Source organism: Pelomonas nitida, from assembly GCF_043555975.1.
Classification (GTDB): domain Bacteria; phylum Pseudomonadota; class Gammaproteobacteria; order Burkholderiales; family Burkholderiaceae_C; genus Pelomonas; species Pelomonas nitida.
In genome coordinates, this window is record NZ_JBIGIA010000002.1 from 446557 (window position 1) to 461469 (window position 14913).

Annotated in this window: 11 protein-coding genes; 4 read left to right on the forward strand and 7 right to left on the reverse strand. The window is 66.2% G+C overall.

Translation table 11 applies throughout. The annotated features are described in order from the left end of the window. Positions 1-174: 174 nt before the first annotated feature. From typA to rimP, 6 genes are all read right to left on the reverse strand, one after another. Positions 175-1998: a translational GTPase TypA gene (gene typA / locus ACG00X_RS04425; protein ID WP_394486768.1), complete on the reverse strand. Its 1824-nt coding sequence runs from the start codon at positions 1996-1998 to the stop codon at positions 175-177. Positions 1999-2024: 26 nt separating this feature from the next. Then, complete coding sequence (gene truB / locus ACG00X_RS04430) at positions 2025-3002, reverse strand: tRNA pseudouridine(55) synthase TruB (RefSeq protein ID WP_394486769.1); 978 nt, start codon at positions 3000-3002, stop codon at positions 2025-2027. Beyond that, positions 2995-3378: a 30S ribosome-binding factor RbfA gene (gene rbfA, locus ACG00X_RS04435; RefSeq protein WP_394486770.1), complete on the reverse strand. Its 384-nt coding sequence runs from the start codon at positions 3376-3378 to the stop codon at positions 2995-2997. Before rbfA ends, truB begins: the two co-directional genes overlap by 8 nt. 72 nt (positions 3379-3450) lie before the next feature. Beyond that, a complete protein-coding gene (gene infB / locus ACG00X_RS04440; protein WP_394486771.1) occupies positions 3451-6501 on the reverse strand; it encodes a translation initiation factor IF-2 in 3051 nt (1016 codons plus the stop codon). A gap of 50 nt (positions 6502-6551) precedes the next feature. Continuing rightward, positions 6552-8030 (reverse strand): transcription termination factor NusA, encoded by a 1479-nt coding sequence (gene nusA, locus ACG00X_RS04445; protein WP_394486772.1) that lies wholly within the window; start codon positions 8028-8030, stop codon positions 6552-6554. Further along, positions 8027-8749 (reverse strand): ribosome maturation factor RimP, encoded by a 723-nt coding sequence (gene rimP / locus ACG00X_RS04450; RefSeq protein ID WP_394486773.1) that lies wholly within the window; start codon positions 8747-8749, stop codon positions 8027-8029. The genes nusA and rimP overlap by 4 nt, the downstream gene beginning before the upstream one ends. 144 nt (positions 8750-8893) lie before the next feature. Between rimP and fabI the strand changes: the two genes are divergently transcribed. Then, positions 8894-9676: an enoyl-ACP reductase FabI gene (gene fabI / locus ACG00X_RS04455; RefSeq protein WP_394486774.1), complete on the forward strand. Its 783-nt coding sequence runs from the start codon at positions 8894-8896 to the stop codon at positions 9674-9676. A gap of 74 nt (positions 9677-9750) precedes the next feature. Here the strand turns inward: fabI and ACG00X_RS04460 are convergent, their stop codons facing one another. After that, complete coding sequence (locus ACG00X_RS04460; protein WP_394486775.1) at positions 9751-12018, reverse strand: Orn/Lys/Arg family decarboxylase; 2268 nt, start codon at positions 12016-12018, stop codon at positions 9751-9753. Between the two features lie 120 nt (positions 12019-12138). Between ACG00X_RS04460 and ACG00X_RS04465 the strand changes: the two genes are divergently transcribed. From ACG00X_RS04465 to ACG00X_RS04475, 3 genes are read left to right on the forward strand one after another with little or no spacing between them, the layout of a single operon-like run. Next, positions 12139-12573: an NfeD family protein gene (locus ACG00X_RS04465; protein WP_394486776.1), complete on the forward strand. Its 435-nt coding sequence runs from the start codon at positions 12139-12141 to the stop codon at positions 12571-12573. Positions 12574-12576: 3 nt separating this feature from the next. Next, positions 12577-13491, forward strand: a complete 915-nt coding sequence (locus ACG00X_RS04470) for an SPFH domain-containing protein (protein ID WP_394486777.1) — start codon at positions 12577-12579, stop codon at positions 13489-13491. A 22-nt stretch (positions 13492-13513) separates the two neighbouring features. Continuing rightward, complete coding sequence (locus tag ACG00X_RS04475; protein ID WP_394486778.1) at positions 13514-14596, forward strand: NAD(P)/FAD-dependent oxidoreductase; 1083 nt, start codon at positions 13514-13516, stop codon at positions 14594-14596. Positions 14597-14913: the final 317 nt, after the last annotated feature.

Sequence of the window (14913 nt, forward strand, 5' to 3'; positions counted from 1 at the left end):
GAGCGCCCCTGAAAAGGGGCGCGGGCAAATCTCTGACTAAAGCCCCCCTTGGAGGGGGCTGAGCCCGGACATAAACAGTCCTGAGGACTGTTTATGCCTGGCGAAGGACGGGGCCTCTGGCCCCGACATGGGGGAGCGCAACATTCCCGCGGGACGCGAGCGCGCTGCGTGCGCTTAAGAGCGTGCCGCGCGCTTGCGCTCGTTCTCGGTCAGGAAGCGCTTGCGCAGACGCACGCTCTTGGGCGTGATCTCGACCAGCTCGTCGTCATCGATGAAGTCCACGCCGTACTCCAGCGTCAGGTCGATGGGCGGCGTGATCTTGATCGCGTCTTCCTTGCCGGACACGCGGAAGTTGGTCAGCTGCTTGGTGCGCGTGGCGTTGACGACGAGGTCGTTGTCGCGGCTGTGGATGCCGACGATCATGCCTTCGTAGACCGGGTCGTTGGGCTTGACGAACATGCGGCCGCGGTCGTCCAGCTTGCCCAGCGCGTAGGTGAAGATCTCGCCTTCGTCCATGGAGATCAGCACACCGTTCTTGCGGCCGCCGATCTCACCCTTGTGGGCTTCGTAGCCGTCGAAGATGGAGGAGATCAGGCCCGAACCGCGCGTCAGGTTCATGAACTCGTTGGCGAAGCCGATCAGGCCACGCGCCGGAATGCGGTACTCCAGGCGCACGCGGCCGTTGCCGTCCGGCTCCATGTTGATCATCTCGCCCTTGCGCAGGCCCAGCGCCTGCATGACGCCACCCTGGTGGGTCTCTTCAACGTCGGCGGTGACCATTTCCATCGGCTCGCTCTTCACGCCGTCGATGTCCTTGAACATCACGCGCGGCTTGGACACGGCCAGCTCGTAGCCTTCGCGGCGCATGTTTTCCAGCAGGATGGTCAGGTGCAGTTCACCGCGACCGCAGACTTCGAAGATGCCGTCTTCGTCGGTCTCGGAGACGCGCAGCGCGACGTTGTGCTGCAACTCCTTCTGCAGGCGGTCCCAGATCTGGCGGCTGGTGACGAACTTGCCTTCACGGCCTGCCAGCGGGCTGGTGTTGACGCAGAAGTTCATCGTCAGCGTCGGCTCGTCCACCTTCAGCATGGGCAGCGGCTGCGGGTTGGTCGGGTCGGTCACGGTCACGCCGATGCCGATGTCCTCGATGCCGTTGATCAGCACGATGTTGCCGGGGCCGGCCTCTGTCACCTGCACACGGTCCAGGCCGTGGAAGGTCAGCACCTGGTTGATGCGGCCGTTGACAGCCTTGCCGCCAGGGCCTTCCATGACGCTGACCTGCATGCCGGGCTTGATGGTGCCCTGGCTGATGCGGCCAACGCCGATGCGGCCGACGAAGGTGGAGAAGTCCAGCGCCGAGATCTGCAGTTGCAGCGGCGCAGCCGGGTCACCCTTTTGCGGCGGCACATGCTTCAGCACGGTGTTGAACAGGGCCGACATGTCGGGGCCCCACTGTTCGCCGGGCGCGCCTTCGGTCAGCGAGGTCCAGCCGTTGATGCCCGAGGCGTAGACGACCGGGAAGTCCAGCTGCTCGTCGTTGGCGCCGAGGTTGGCGAACAGGTCGAAGGCAGCGTTGATGACGGCGTCGGGCTTGGCGCCGGGCTTGTCGACCTTGTTGACCACGACGATGGGCTTCAAGCCCAGAGCCAGCGCCTTCTTCGTGACGAAGCGCGTCTGCGGCATCGGGCCTTCCTGGGCGTCGATCAGCAGCACCACGCCGTCGACCATGGACAGCGCACGCTCCACTTCGCCGCCGAAGTCCGCGTGTCCGGGCGTGTCGACGATGTTGATGTGCGTACCTTCCCAGCTGACCGCGCAGTTCTTGGCCAGGATGGTGATGCCGCGCTCACGTTCGATGGCGTTGCTGTCCATGACGGTGTCGACGACCTTTTCGTGGTCGGCGAAGGTGCCGCTCTGGCGCAGCAGCTGGTCGACCATGGTGGTCTTGCCGTGGTCGACGTGGGCAATGATGGCGATGTTGCGGATCGGGGTGGTCATGACAGCTTGCTTCTAAAAAAACCGGTTCAGGCGGAGAGCAGCGCCTGGACCTCCGGCGGGGTCAACAGACGGTCGGCGATCAGCTCGCCAGAAATGATGTGGGCACTGCCCAGGAAGGCGCGGGTTTCGGGGCCGTAGACGCGCACACGCTCGGCGTCGGGCGCATCCACGCGGCGGCGCAGGCCCGACAGGAAACGTGCCGCTTCGGCCGCCGGCAGACGCAGCTCGGGCGCTTCGGCCAGCAGCCGGTCGGGCGACATGAGCAGCGAGGCCCGCTGCCCTTCGGGCAAGGCTTCCAGTGCGGTCAGCGTGATGCTGCCGTCCAGCGTCAGGCCGCCCGAGCCGGTGCGCCGCAGCGCCGCGAGCGACGCGCCACAGCCCAGCGCCGCGCCGATGTCTTCGGCCAGCGTGCGGATGTAGGTGCCTTTGGTGCAACGGACGTCGAGGGTCACGGTGCCAGCGTGCATGGCGACGATGTCGATGGCATGAATCGTCACGCGACGGCTCTTGCGCTCAACTTCGATGCCCTGGCGCGCGTACTCGTACAGCGCCTTGCCCTCGTGCTTCAGCGCCGAGTGCATGGGCGGCATCTGGTCGATCTCGCCCACGAACGCCGCGCATGCCGCAGCGATGCGCTCGGCCGGGATGTTCTCCACGTCGCGGCGCTCCAGCACCTCGCCCTCGGCGTCGCCGGTCGTCGTGCGGATGCCCAGCGCCAGCGTTGCGAGGTAGCGCTTATCGGCATCGAGGCTGAGCTGGCTGAACTTGGTGGCGGCACCAAAGCACAGCGGCAGCAGGCCGGTGGCCAGCGGGTCCAGCGTGCCGGTGTGGCCCGCCTTCTCGGCGCGCAGCAGCCACTTGGCCTTCTGCAACGCATCGTTGCTGGACAGGCCCAGCGGCTTGTCCAGCAGCAGCACGCCGTGCAGCGCCCGGCGCTGCACGCGCACGCGCAGGGGCCGTGCGGCCTCCGCTGGCGTGGCGGCTGCGATGGCCACGTCAGTCATTGGGTTCCTCGCCATCTTCCAGCGCCCGCGTCGCGTTGGCCTTGGAGATGAGCGCGCTCATCTCCGCCGCCCGCTCGGTCGTGCGGTCGAACTGGAAGTGCAGTGTCGGGACGGTGTGGATCTGCAGCCGCTTGAACAGGCCGTTGCGCAGGAATCCGGCCGCCTCGTTCAGCGCGTCCTGCGTCTCGGCGGGGTCACCGATCAGCACCGAGAAGAACACCTTGGCGTGGGCGTAATCGGGCGTGACCTCGACGGCGCTGATGGTCGCCATGCCGATGCGCGGGTCCTTCAGCTCACGGATGAGCTCCGCCAGATCCCGCTGGATCTGGTCGGCAACGCGGAAGCTGCGGTTGGGGATGGCGCGTTTGTGTCTCATGTTGGTGTCCTGAAAGAACAAACCCCGCCCCTTCTGGGCGGGGTCTGCGGGGGTCACCCTTGGAGCGTCACGTCAGAGCGTGCGGGCCACTTCCTTGATCTCGAAGAATTCGAGCTGATCACCTTCCTTGATGTCGCTGTAGTTCTTGAGCTTGATACCGCACTCGAAGCCTTCCTTGACCTCGCGCACATCGTCCTTCTCGCGGCGCACCGATTCCACCTCGCCCGTGTAGACGACGGTGTTGTCGCGCAACAGGCGGAACTTGGCGCCACGACGGACCAGACCGCTGGTGACCATGGAGCCGGCCACCGTGCCGATCTTGGAGGCCACGAACACGACGCGGATCTCGGCCGTACCCAGCGCTTCTTCGCGCTGCTCGGGCGCCAGCATGCCGGACATCGCCTTGGTCACGTCATCCACAGCGTCGTAAATGATGCTGTAGTAACGCAGATCGACGGAATTGCCCTCGGCCAGCTTGCGCGCGCCGGCATCGGCACGCACGTTGAAGCCGATGATGACGGCCTTGGACGCGATGGCGAGGTTGATGTCGCTCTCGCTGATGCCGCCGACCGCCGCGTGGACGATCTGCACCTTGACCTCGGCGTTGCTGAGCTTAAGCAGCGAGGCGGCCAGCGCTTCCTGCGAACCCTGCACGTCGGACTTGATGATCAGCGGCAGCGTCTGCACGTCGCCGGCGCCCATCTCGCTGAACATGTTCTCCAGCTTGGCGGCCTGCTGCTTGGCCAGCTTCACGTCGCGGTACTTGCCCGAACGGAAGGTCGCCACTTCACGGGCACGACGCTCGTCACCCAGCACCATGAACTCGTCACCGGCTTGCGGCACTTCGGTCAGGCCCTGGATTTCCACCGGGATGGACGGGCCAGCCTCGGTGGCAGCCTTGCCGTCTTCGTCCAGCATGGCGCGCACGCGGCCGAAGGTGGAGCCTGCCAGCACGACGTCTCCGCGCTTGAGCGTACCGCTCTGCACCAGCACCGTCGCAACCGGGCCGCGGCCCTTGTCCAGCTTGGCTTCGATGACCAGGCCCTTGGCCATGGACTCGACCGGCGCCTTCAGTTCCAGCACTTCGGCCTGCAACAGCACTTGCTCGAGCAGGTCGTCGATGCCCTGGCCGGTCTTGGACGACACGCCCACGAACGGCGCATCACCACCGAATTCTTCCGGCACGACCTCTTCGGCCACCAGCTCGCTCTTCACGCGCTCGGCGTTGGCGTCCGGCTTGTCGATCTTGGTCATCGCGACCACGATGGGCACGCCAGCGGCCTTCGCGTGGTGGATGGCTTCCTTGGTCTGGGGCATGACGCCGTCATCGGCCGCACAGACCAGGATGACGATGTCGGTCGCCTTGGCACCGCGAGCCCGCATGGCCGTGAAGGCCGCGTGACCCGGGGTGTCCAGGAAGGTGATCATGCCGCGCGGCGTTTCGACGTGATAAGCGCCGATGTGCTGCGTGATGCCGCCGGCTTCGCCCGCTGCCACACGGCTGCGGCGGATGTAGTCCAGCAGCGAGGTCTTGCCGTGGTCGACGTGACCCATGACGGTGACGACCGGCGCGCGCGGCAGCGACTCGTGCTGCTGCTCGGCAGCCGTGCCCTCTTCTTCGAGGAAGGCGTCCGGGTCGTCCAGCTTGGCGGCCATGGCCTTGTGGCCCATTTCCTCGACGAGGATCATGGCCGTTTCCTGGTCCAGCTGCTGGTTGATGGTGACCATCTGACCCAGCTTCATCAGCTGCTTGATGACCTCGGCGGCCTTCACGGACATCTTGTGGGCCAGGTCGGCGACCGAGATGGTCTCCGGCACATGGACCTCGATGATCTGCTGCTCGACCGGCGGCGTGAAGCTCGAGCCGGCGTCGCCGTCACGGCCACCGCGGCCGCCACGGCCACCCGCGCCACGCGCAGGCGCACGCCAGTTGCCACCGGCACCCGGCCGGCCAGCGCCCGCCGGGCCCGAACCGATGGTCTTGAGACCACGCTTCTTGGCGGCGTCGTCGGCCCAGCTGGACGACAGCTTCTCGGACTTGACGGACTTCTTGTCGCCCGGCTTGCCCGCACCCGTGCTCGGCGCCGCAGTGGCCGGCGCCGGTGCACCGGCCTTCTTGTGGATGGTGCCCTTGATGCCTGCGCCTTCGACCGGCTTGGGCTCTTCCTTCTTGGGCGCGACCAGCACCTTCTTGGGCGCGTTCATCATCGCCCGGATCTTGGCGGCCTCATCCTCGGCGGCCTTGCGGCGGCGAGCCAGGTCGTCCTGCTTTTGCTTTTCCTCGGCAGCGGCATCGACCGCCTTGACGACGCGCAGCGCGGGCTTGACGGCCTCGGGTGCGGGCGGAGGCGGGGCGACGACTTCAGGAGCCGGCGGCGGCGGCGCGACCACTTCGGGCGTTGCCGGTGCGGGTGCCGGCGCGGGCTTGGGCGCCCGCTTGGCCGCAGCGGCCTTGTTGATGGCAGCAGCCTCAGCGGCAGCTGCAGCGGCACTGCGCGCGCGGGCCGCAGCGGCCTGCTCGTCCGTCTTGTCGGCCGGCTTGTCCGCAGTCTTCGCGGCCGCTTTTGCGGCGGCCTCGGCGGCGGCCTGAGCAGCGGCGGCTTCGGCAGCAGCCTTGGCAGCGGCCTCCGCAGCGGCGGCTTCGGCAGCAGCCTTGGCGGCGGCAGCGGCTTCACGGGCGGCACGTTCGGCCTCCTCGCGAGCCTTCACCTTGGCGGCAAGCTCTTCTTCCTGGCGGCGCAGGGCCTCGGCCTGCGCCTGGGCTTCTTCCTCGCGGCGCAGCAGTTCGGCTTCATCGGAACGAGCAGCCTCCTCACCCGATTCGTCACGCTTGACGAAGGTGCGCGTCTTCTTGACCTGGACCTGGATCGTGCGGGCCTTGCCGGAGGCATCGGCCTGCTTGATTTCAGTGGTCTGCTTCTTGACGAGGGTGATCTTCTTGCGCTCCGTGCCGGCAGTGCCGTGAGCGGTGCGCAGGTGGTCGAGCAGGCGTTCCTTGTCGGTCTCGGAGAGCGAGTCGTCGACGGAAGACTTTTTGACGCCCGCGGCTTGCAGCTGCTCCAGCAGCGTGCCCGCCGGCTTGTTCAGCTCGGCAGCGAATTGGGCGACGGTAGTCACGGCCATGTGGGAATCCTTCAAATTGCTTTCGGTGCGGCGCGGCGTGTTGAGATCAATCAATCGTTGAACCAGTGTTCGCGGGCCTTCATGATCAGCGTGCGTGCCGCCGCTTCTTCCAGGCCAGACAGTTCGACCAGCTCGTCCACGGCCAGATCGGCCAGGTCGTCGCGGGTATTGATGCCGCCGGCAGCCAACTTGGCCAGCAGCTCGGGAGAAACGCCTTCGAGGTCACGCAGGTCTTGAGAAACCTCCTCGACCTTCTCTTCCTTGGCGATTTCCATCGTCAGCAGCGCATCCTTTGCACGGGTGCGCAGTTCGTTGACGGTGTCCTCGTCGAAGGCCTCGATTTCGAGCATTTCCTGCATCGGCACGTAGGCGACCTCCTCCAGGCTCGTGAAGCCTTCGGCGATGAGGATGTCGGCGACTTCGGCGTCGACGTCGAGCTTCTCGACGAACAGCGCGCGCACGCTTTCAGCCTCGGTCTCCTGCTTGGCCGCAGATTCCTCGGCCGACATGATGTTGATGCGCCAGCCGGTCAGCTCGGACGCCAGGCGCACGTTCTGACCACCGCGGCCGATCGCGATCGCGAGGTTTTCCTCGTCGACGACGACGTCCATCGCATGGCGCTCCTCATCGACGACGATGCTCTGCACATTGGCCGGCGCCAGCGCGCCGATGACGAACTGCGCCGGGTCTTCGCTCCACAGCACGATGTCCACGCGCTCGCCGGCCAGCTCGGTCGTCACGCCGTTGACGCGCGAACCGCGCACGCCGACGCAGGTGCCGATGGGGTCGACCCGGCGGTCATGGCTGATGACGGCGATCTTGGCACGCGAACCGCTGTCGCGGGCGCAGCTCTTGATCTCCAGCAGGCCTTGCTCGATCTCCGGCACTTCCTGCGCGAAGAGTTCCTTCATGAACTCGGGCGACGAACGCGACAGCATGATCTGCGGGCCACGCTGCGTCGGGTCCACGCCAAGGATCACGGCGCGAACGCGGTCGCCGGTGCGCAGGTTCTCTTTCGAGATCATCTCGCTGCGCTTCAGGCGGCCTTCCACGCGGCCGCTCTCGACAATGATGTCGCCCTTGTCCAGGCGCTTGACGGTGCCGACGAAGATCTTTTCGCCGCGCGACATGAAGTCGTTCAGCAGCTGCTCGCGCTCGGCGTCGCGGATCTTCTGCAGGATGACCTGCTTGGCCGCCTGCGCGCCGATGCGGCCGATGGGCACGGACTCGACCGGCTCTTCGATGTGGTCGTCCACCTCGATGTCCGGAATCTGCTCCTGCGCCTCGAACAGCAGGATTTCGGCGTCGGCATTCTGCAGGCCGGCCTCGTTCGGCACGACATGCCAGCGACGGAAGGTCTCGTACTCGCCGGAGTCGCGGTCCACGGCCACACGGATGTCAGCCTCGCCGCCATAAATCTTCTTGGAGGCCGAGGCCAGCGCGGCCTCCACCGCACCGAACACGACATCGCGCTCCACGCTCTTTTCGCGCGAGATCGCGTCCACCAGCATCAACATTTCGCGGTTCATTGCTTGAGACCTCCGTCAACCTTGTCTTGGCCGGGCGCCGCCTCCGAGGGCTCGCCCGCTTGTTTCTTGGCCGCTGCCTTCTTCGGCACCTTCTTCGGCTTGATGACACCCCGCTGGCCGGGCTTCCGATCGGGCGCCGGCTCGCCGCCGCGCCCCTTGAAACTGAATGCCGGCACCAGGCGCGCCTCGCGCACTTCGTCCAGCGTGAAATCGAGCGCCTGCTCGGCCTCGCCGTCGTCGAACACCAGGCGCCACGCCTGGTCATTCACGACGTCAGGCTGCGCACCCAGCACCCCGCGGTACTTCTTGCGCCCCTGGAACGGCAGCTTCAGCGTGATGTCGACTTCCTGACCGACAAACCGCGCGTAGTGCGCAGCGTTCTTCAGCGGCCGATCGAGGCCCGGCGACGAAACCTCCAGCCGCCCATACTCGAGACCCTCGACCTCCAGCACATACTGGAGCTGGCGGGTGACCTTTTCGCAGTCGTTGACCGTGATCAACTCACCTGCCTCGGCCTCGGCCGGCAGTTTGTCGATGGTCACGCGCAGAGTCCCGCCACTGGCACTGCGATCGCAGTCCACGAATTCGTAACCCAATCCGGTCACGGTCGTTTCAACAGCGGCTTGCCAACTCATGCGGTAAATAAGGGGGGCGAAAAGCGAAAAAGCAAAAAAAATGGGCTGGATGAATCCGCCCAACTCGTTCACCAAAGCCAGCACCGGGGGATCTCATCCGGCACTCGCGAGGCCTGACCTCGGTTCTGGTGAAGCTCGGATTGTACTGTGCAAGTCCTATGCCGGCAAGTGACCCGAGCGCGCGCATGCCAGAATCCGAGGCTGTCTGAGACCTCACAGGAGATAAGAATGGGCTTTCTCGCCGGCAAGCGGCTGCTGATCACGGGCGTGCTGTCCAACCGCTCCATCGCCTACGGCATTGCGCGCGCCTGCCACCGCGAAGGCGCCGAGCTCGCTTTCAGCTACCAGGGCGAACGATTCAAGGACCGCATCAGCGAATTTGCGGCCGAATTTGATTCCAAGCTCATCTATGACTGCGACGTCACGAGCGATGAGCAGATGAAAAACCTGTTCGCCCAGTTGGGCGAGGTGTGGCCGGAGTTCGACGGGTTCGTGCATTCCATCGGTTTTGCCCCCCGCGAAGCCATTGCCGGGAATTTTCTCGACGGCATGACCCGCGAGAATTTCCGCATCGCCCATGACATTTCCGCCTACAGCTTCCCCGCGATGGCCAAGCTGGCTGCCCCGCGCCTGCGCGCCGGCGCCTCGCTGCTGACGCTGAGCTACCTGGGCGCCGAGCGCTTCGTGCCGAACTACAACACGATGGGCATGGCCAAGGCCGCGCTCGAAGCCAGCGTGCGTTATCTGGCCTACGACCTGGGCGCCAAGGGCGTGCGCGTCAACGGCATCTCGGCCGGCCCGATCAAGACGCTGGCCGCGTCTGGCATCAAGGACTTCGGCAAGCTGCTCAACCAGTTCGCGGCTTCCGCGCCCATCCGCCGCAACGTGACGATCGAGGACGTCGGCAACGCCGCCGCCTTCCTGCTGTCAGACCTGGCCGCCGGCGTCAGCGCCGAGATCATGTATGTGGACGGCGGCTTCAGCCATGTGGCCCTCGCCGACTCCGAGTAACAAGTCCGAGCGACTGAAATGACAAGGGCCCCGAGGGGCCCTTTTTCATGCGCGCCGGCGTGTGGCCACGCCACTCACTGCTTCACGCAGTCGACGTAGTAGTGGCCGCGCCCGGTCTCCTCGTCCACCTCGTGCACCAGCCCGTGCACATCCGTGGCGAAGCCGGGGAACTTGGCGTTGAAGCTGCGCGTGAACTTCAGGTAGTCGACGATCTTCTTGTTGAAGCGCTCGCCCGGGATCAGCAGCGGAATGCCCGGCGGGTAAGGCGTCAGCAGCGACGTCGTGATGCGCCCTTCCAGTTCGTCGATGCCCACGCGCTCGGTCTTGCGCTGCGCGATGTGTGCGTAGGCATCGGTCGGCGTCATCGCGGGCTGCAGGTTGGACAGATACATGTCCGTCGTCAGGCGGGCGATGTCCCCCTCGGCATAGGCCTGGTGGATGCTCTGGCACAGGTCGCGCAGGCCCATGCGCTCGTACTTGGGGAACTGCGCGCAGAACTCCGGCAGGATGCGCCACAGCGGCGCGTTCTTGTCGTAGTCGTCCTTGAACTGCTGCAGCGCCGTCAACAGCGTATTCCAGCGGCCCTTGGTGATGCCGATGGTGAACATGATGAAGAACGAGTACAGGCCCGTCTTCTCCACGACGACGCCATGCTCCACCAGGAACTTCGTGACCACCGACGCGGGGATGCCGGACGCCGCGAAGCGGCCTTCCATGTCGAGGCCGGGCGTGATGATGGTGGACTTGATCGGGTCCAGCATGTTGAAGCCTTCGGCCAGCGCGCCGAAGCCGTGCCACTCCTCATCGGCATGCAGCATCCAGTCGTCGGCAACGGGCTCGCTGCCCTCTTCCGAGCGCAGGTAGTCCGGCCCCCAGACCTTGAACCACCAGTCCGTGCCGTAGTCCCCCTCTACCTTGCGCATCGCGCGGCGGAAGTCCAGCGACTCCTTGATGCTCTCTTCCACCAGCGCCGTGCCGCCGGGGGGCTCCATCATGGCGGCCGCCACGTCGCAGCTCGCGATGATGGAGTACTGCGGCGACGTCGACGTGTGCATCAGGTAGGCCTCGTTGAAGAGGTGCTTGTCGAGCTTCACCGACTGCGAGTCCTGCACCAGCACCTGCGAGGCCTGCGAGATGCCGGCCAGCAGCTTGTGCGTGGATTGCGTCGCGTAAACCATGGCCTCCTTCGGGCGCGGGCGATTCTTGCCCATCGCGTGGAACTGGCCGTAGAAATCGTGGAAGGCCGCGTGCGGCAGCCAGGCCTCGTCGAAGTGCAGCGTCGGGATGTAGCCGTCGAGCTTCTTCTTGATGGTCTCGGTGTTGTAGAGCACGCCGTCATAGGTGCTCTGCGTCAGCGTCACGATGGACGGCTTGACGGTGGCCGCATCGACATGCGAGAGCAGCGGGTTGGCAGCAATCTTGGCGCGGATGGTCTCGGGGCTGAATTCGCTCTCCGGGATCGGGCCGATGATGCCGTAGTGGTTGCGCGTCGGCGTCAGGAAGACGGGGATAGCGCCGCACATGATGATGGCGTGCAGGTTGCTCTTGTGGCAGTTGCGGTCGATGACGACCACATCGCCCGGCGCCACCGTGTGGTGCCAGACCATCTTGTTGGACGTCGACGTGCCGTTGGTGACGAAGAAGCAGTGGTCCGCATTGAAGATGCGCGCGGCGTTCTTCTCGGAGGCCGCGACGGGGCCGGTGTGGTCCAGCAGCTGACCCAACTCCTCCACGGCGTTGCAGACGTCGGCGCGCAGCATGTTCTCGCCGAAGAACTGGTGGAACATCTGCCCGACGGGGCTCTTCAGGAAGGCCACGCCGCCCGAGTGGCCAGGGCAGTGCCACGAGTACGAGCCGTCGGCCGCGTAGTCCATCAACGCCTTGAAGAACGGCGGCGCCAGACCGTCGAGGTAGCTGCGCGCCTCGCGGATGATGTGGCGGGCCACGAACTCCGGCGTGTCCTCGAACATGTGAATGAAGCCATGCAGCTCGCGCAACACGTCGTTGGGCAGGTGCTGGCTGGTGCGCGTCTCGCCGTAGACGTAGATCGGGATGTCCGGGTTGCGGAAGCGGATCTCGCCGATGAACTTGCGCAGATTCAGCACGGCCGGATCGAGGTCGGGGCCGGGCGTGAACTCCTCGTCGTCGATCGACAGGATGAACGCCGATGCACGGCTTTGCTGCTGGGCGAACTGCGACAGATCGCCGTAGCTCGTCACGCCCAGGACTTCCATGCCCTCCTTCTGGATGGCCTCGGCCAACGCGCGGATGCCCAGGCCCGAAGTGTTCTCGGAGCGGTAGTCCTCGTCGATGATGACGATGGGAAAGTGAAAACGAATCATCGCGGCCTCCAGCGGGCGGGCATCAAAAAACGAAGCGGCGAAGTGTAGGGCCGCACTGTGTTCGAACCATGTCGGTGCGTCTATAAACTGTGTCGACAACCAACAGCCCGGGGAGGCGAGATGGACTGGAATTCGGCAACCGCCTGGTGGGCGGCTGCGGGCGCGCTTGTCGCCATTGAACTGGCGACCGGCACTTTCTACCTGCTGATGCTGGCGCTGGGCGCCGCAGCGGGGGCGCTGGCAGCCCATGCCGGCGCCGGCATCAGCCTGCAGATCACGCTGGCCGCACTGGCCGGCGGCGGCGCCACGGCGCTCTGGCATTGGCGCAACCGCCATCGCGCCGTCGATGCGCCGGATGCGCGCGCCAACCCGGATGTCAATCTGGACGTCGGCGAGTCCGTCGATGTCGCGCAATGGGACGACCAGGGCCGCACGCAGGTGAACTACCGCGGCTCGCAATGGCGCGCCCGCTTCATCGGCGACGGCGCCCCGGCGCCCGGCCCACACCGCATCGCCGCGCTACACGGCAACCTGCTCGAACTCGTGAAAGCCTGACCCATGGAAATCGCCCTCGTCCTGGCCGTCGTCGCCATCGTCTTCGTCGTTCGCGCGATCAAGATCGTGCCCCAGCAGCACGCCTTCGTCGTCGAACGCCTGGGCAAGTACGACCGCACGATGGCCCCCGGCCCCCACGTGCTGATCCCCTTCATCGAACGCGTGGCCTACCAGCACTCGCTGAAGGAAATCCCGCTCGACGTGCCCAGCCAGATCTGCATCACCAAGGACAACACCCAGCTGACCGTCGACGGCATCCTCTACTTCCAGATCACCGACCCGATGCGCGCCAGCTACGGCAGCAGCAACTACATCGTCGCCATTTCGCAGTTGGCGCAGACGACGCTGCGCTCCGTCATCGGCCGCATGGAGCTCGACAAGACCTTCGAGGAGCGAGACCTCATCAACAGCTCTGTCGTGCAGGCACTCGATGAAGCCGCGCTGAACTGGGGCGTCAAGGTGCTGCGCTACGAGATCAAGGACCTGACCCCGCCGCCCGCCATCCTGCATTCCATGCAGGCGCAGATCACCGCAGAACGCGAGAAGCGTGCGCTCATCGCCGCCTCGGAAGGCCGGCGCCAGGAGCAGATCAACATCGCCACCGGCGAGCGCGAGGCGGCGATCGCCAAGTCGGAAGGCCAGAAGCAGGCGGAGATCAACAAGGCCCAGGGCGAGGCGGCGGCCATCACGGCGGTTGCCGACGCCACGTCGGACGCCATCCGCAAGATTGCGTCGGCCATCCAGCAACCCGGTGGTGACCAGGCCGTCCAGCTGAAGGTCGCCGAGAAGGCCGTCGAGGCGTTCGCCCAACTGGCTCAGAAGAACAACACGATGATCGTGCCAGGCAATGTCAGCGAAGTCGCCGGCCTGATCGGCTCCGCGATGAGCCTGCTCAAGGCCGGCAACCGCGCAGCCTGATCCGCCGGCGGAGTAACGGGCGATGGATCAGATCGATGTTGCCGTCATCGGCGCCGGGGTCGTCGGCCTCGCGGTGGCGCGAGAACTTGCGCAGCGCGGGCGGGAGGTGGTCGTCATCGAGGCTGCCGGGGCCATCGGCACCGGCATCTCCTCGCGCAACAGCGAAGTCATCCACGCCGGCCTGTACTACCCCGCCGGCAGCCTGAAGGCGCGGCTGTGCGTGCGCGGCCACTCCCTGCTGTACGACTATTGCGCCACACGCGGCATCGCGCACCGGCGCTGCGGCAAGCTGGTCGTCGCGACCCGGGCCGGCGATCTGCCGCGGCTGGAGCAGATCGCCGCGCATGGCGCCGCCAACGGCGTCCAGGGCTTGCGCCTCCTCAGCCCTGCCGAGGCACGAGCGCTGGAGCCCGCACTGGAGACAACCGGCGCCCTGCTGTCGCCCGCCAGCGGCATCGTCGACAGCCACGCGCTGATGACGGCCCTGTTGGCCGATGCCGAAGCGGCTGGGGCCACCCTCGCGCTCGCCAGCCCGCTCGCGGGCGGCCGGCGTACAGGCGACCATTGGCTGCTGCGTGTCGACACGGGCTTCGAGCTGGGGGCCCGGCAGGTGGTCAATGCAACCGGCCTGTTCGCGGCGGAGGTCGCCGCTTCGCTCGGCGCCTTCGCGCCGCCGCTGCGATTCGCGCGTGGCCACTATTTCTCGCTGGCCAGCCGCGCGCCGTTCTCGCGACTCATCTACCCCTTGCCCGTCGACGGCGGGCTCGGCGTTCACCTGACCTTGGATTTGGCCGGCCAAGCCCGCTTCGGGCCGGACGTTCTATGGCTGCCGGACAGCTCGCCGCAATCGCTGAACTACGGCGTGGCACCCGACCTGGCCGCAAGCTTCGAAGTCCAAATCCGTCGCTACTGGCCGGATCTGCCCGCAGGAGCGCTGCAACCGGCCTACAGCGGCATTCGCCCCAAGCTGAGTGGCCCAGGCGATGCGCCAGCTGACTTCTGTATCGACACAAGTTCACCTGGCCTCATCCAGCTGTTTGGCATCGAGTCACCAGGCCTGACCGCCGCCCTCGCACTGGCCGAAGAGGTCGCAGCTCGCCTGTAGGCGGCGCAGTCTGCGGCAGCGAACGTGCCGATCAAGCGTGTTCGGCTCCTGCCGCCCCGGCCAATCTCCCACGTGGAATCGGCCAACAGAAAGCCGATCGCCCCGGTAACGGGCGTGAGCCAGCCGGGTGAAACATGCCCGCAGTCCAGGCGGCAGGACAACGGTGATGAGGCAATAGGGCGAAAACTTCAACGTCCATCCCTCTAAAGGGGGGGCACGGGGGGAAGGCTGGCGCAACCCCACCCACCCCCCCCCCCCCCCCCCCCCCCCCCCCCCCCCACCCCAAACACCGCCCCCCCCCCCCCCCAAACACCCCC

Bases quoted from the DNA above. Each gene is read 5' to 3' on its own strand.
- fabI (WP_394486774.1), top strand. From the start codon at position 8,894: ATGGGCTTTCTCGCCGGCAAGCGGCTGCTGATCACGGGCGTGCTGTCC.
- ACG00X_RS04460 (WP_394486775.1), bottom strand. From the start codon at position 12,018: ATGATTCGTTTTCACTTTCCCATCGTCATCATCGACGAGGACTACCGC.
- infB (WP_394486771.1), bottom strand. From the start codon at position 6,501: ATGGCCGTGACTACCGTCGCCCAATTCGCTGCCGAGCTGAACAAGCCG.
- ACG00X_RS04475 (WP_394486778.1), top strand. From the start codon at position 13,514: ATGGATCAGATCGATGTTGCCGTCATCGGCGCCGGGGTCGTCGGCCTC.
- typA (WP_394486768.1), bottom strand. From the start codon at position 1,998: ATGACCACCCCGATCCGCAACATCGCCATCATTGCCCACGTCGACCAC.
- ACG00X_RS04465 (WP_394486776.1), top strand. From the start codon at position 12,139: ATGGACTGGAATTCGGCAACCGCCTGGTGGGCGGCTGCGGGCGCGCTT.
- ACG00X_RS04470 (WP_394486777.1), top strand. From the start codon at position 12,577: ATGGAAATCGCCCTCGTCCTGGCCGTCGTCGCCATCGTCTTCGTCGTT.
- rbfA (WP_394486770.1), bottom strand. From the start codon at position 3,378: ATGAGACACAAACGCGCCATCCCCAACCGCAGCTTCCGCGTTGCCGAC.
- nusA (WP_394486772.1), bottom strand. From the start codon at position 8,030: ATGAACCGCGAAATGTTGATGCTGGTGGACGCGATCTCGCGCGAAAAG.
- truB (WP_394486769.1), bottom strand. From the start codon at position 3,002: ATGACTGACGTGGCCATCGCAGCCGCCACGCCAGCGGAGGCCGCACGG.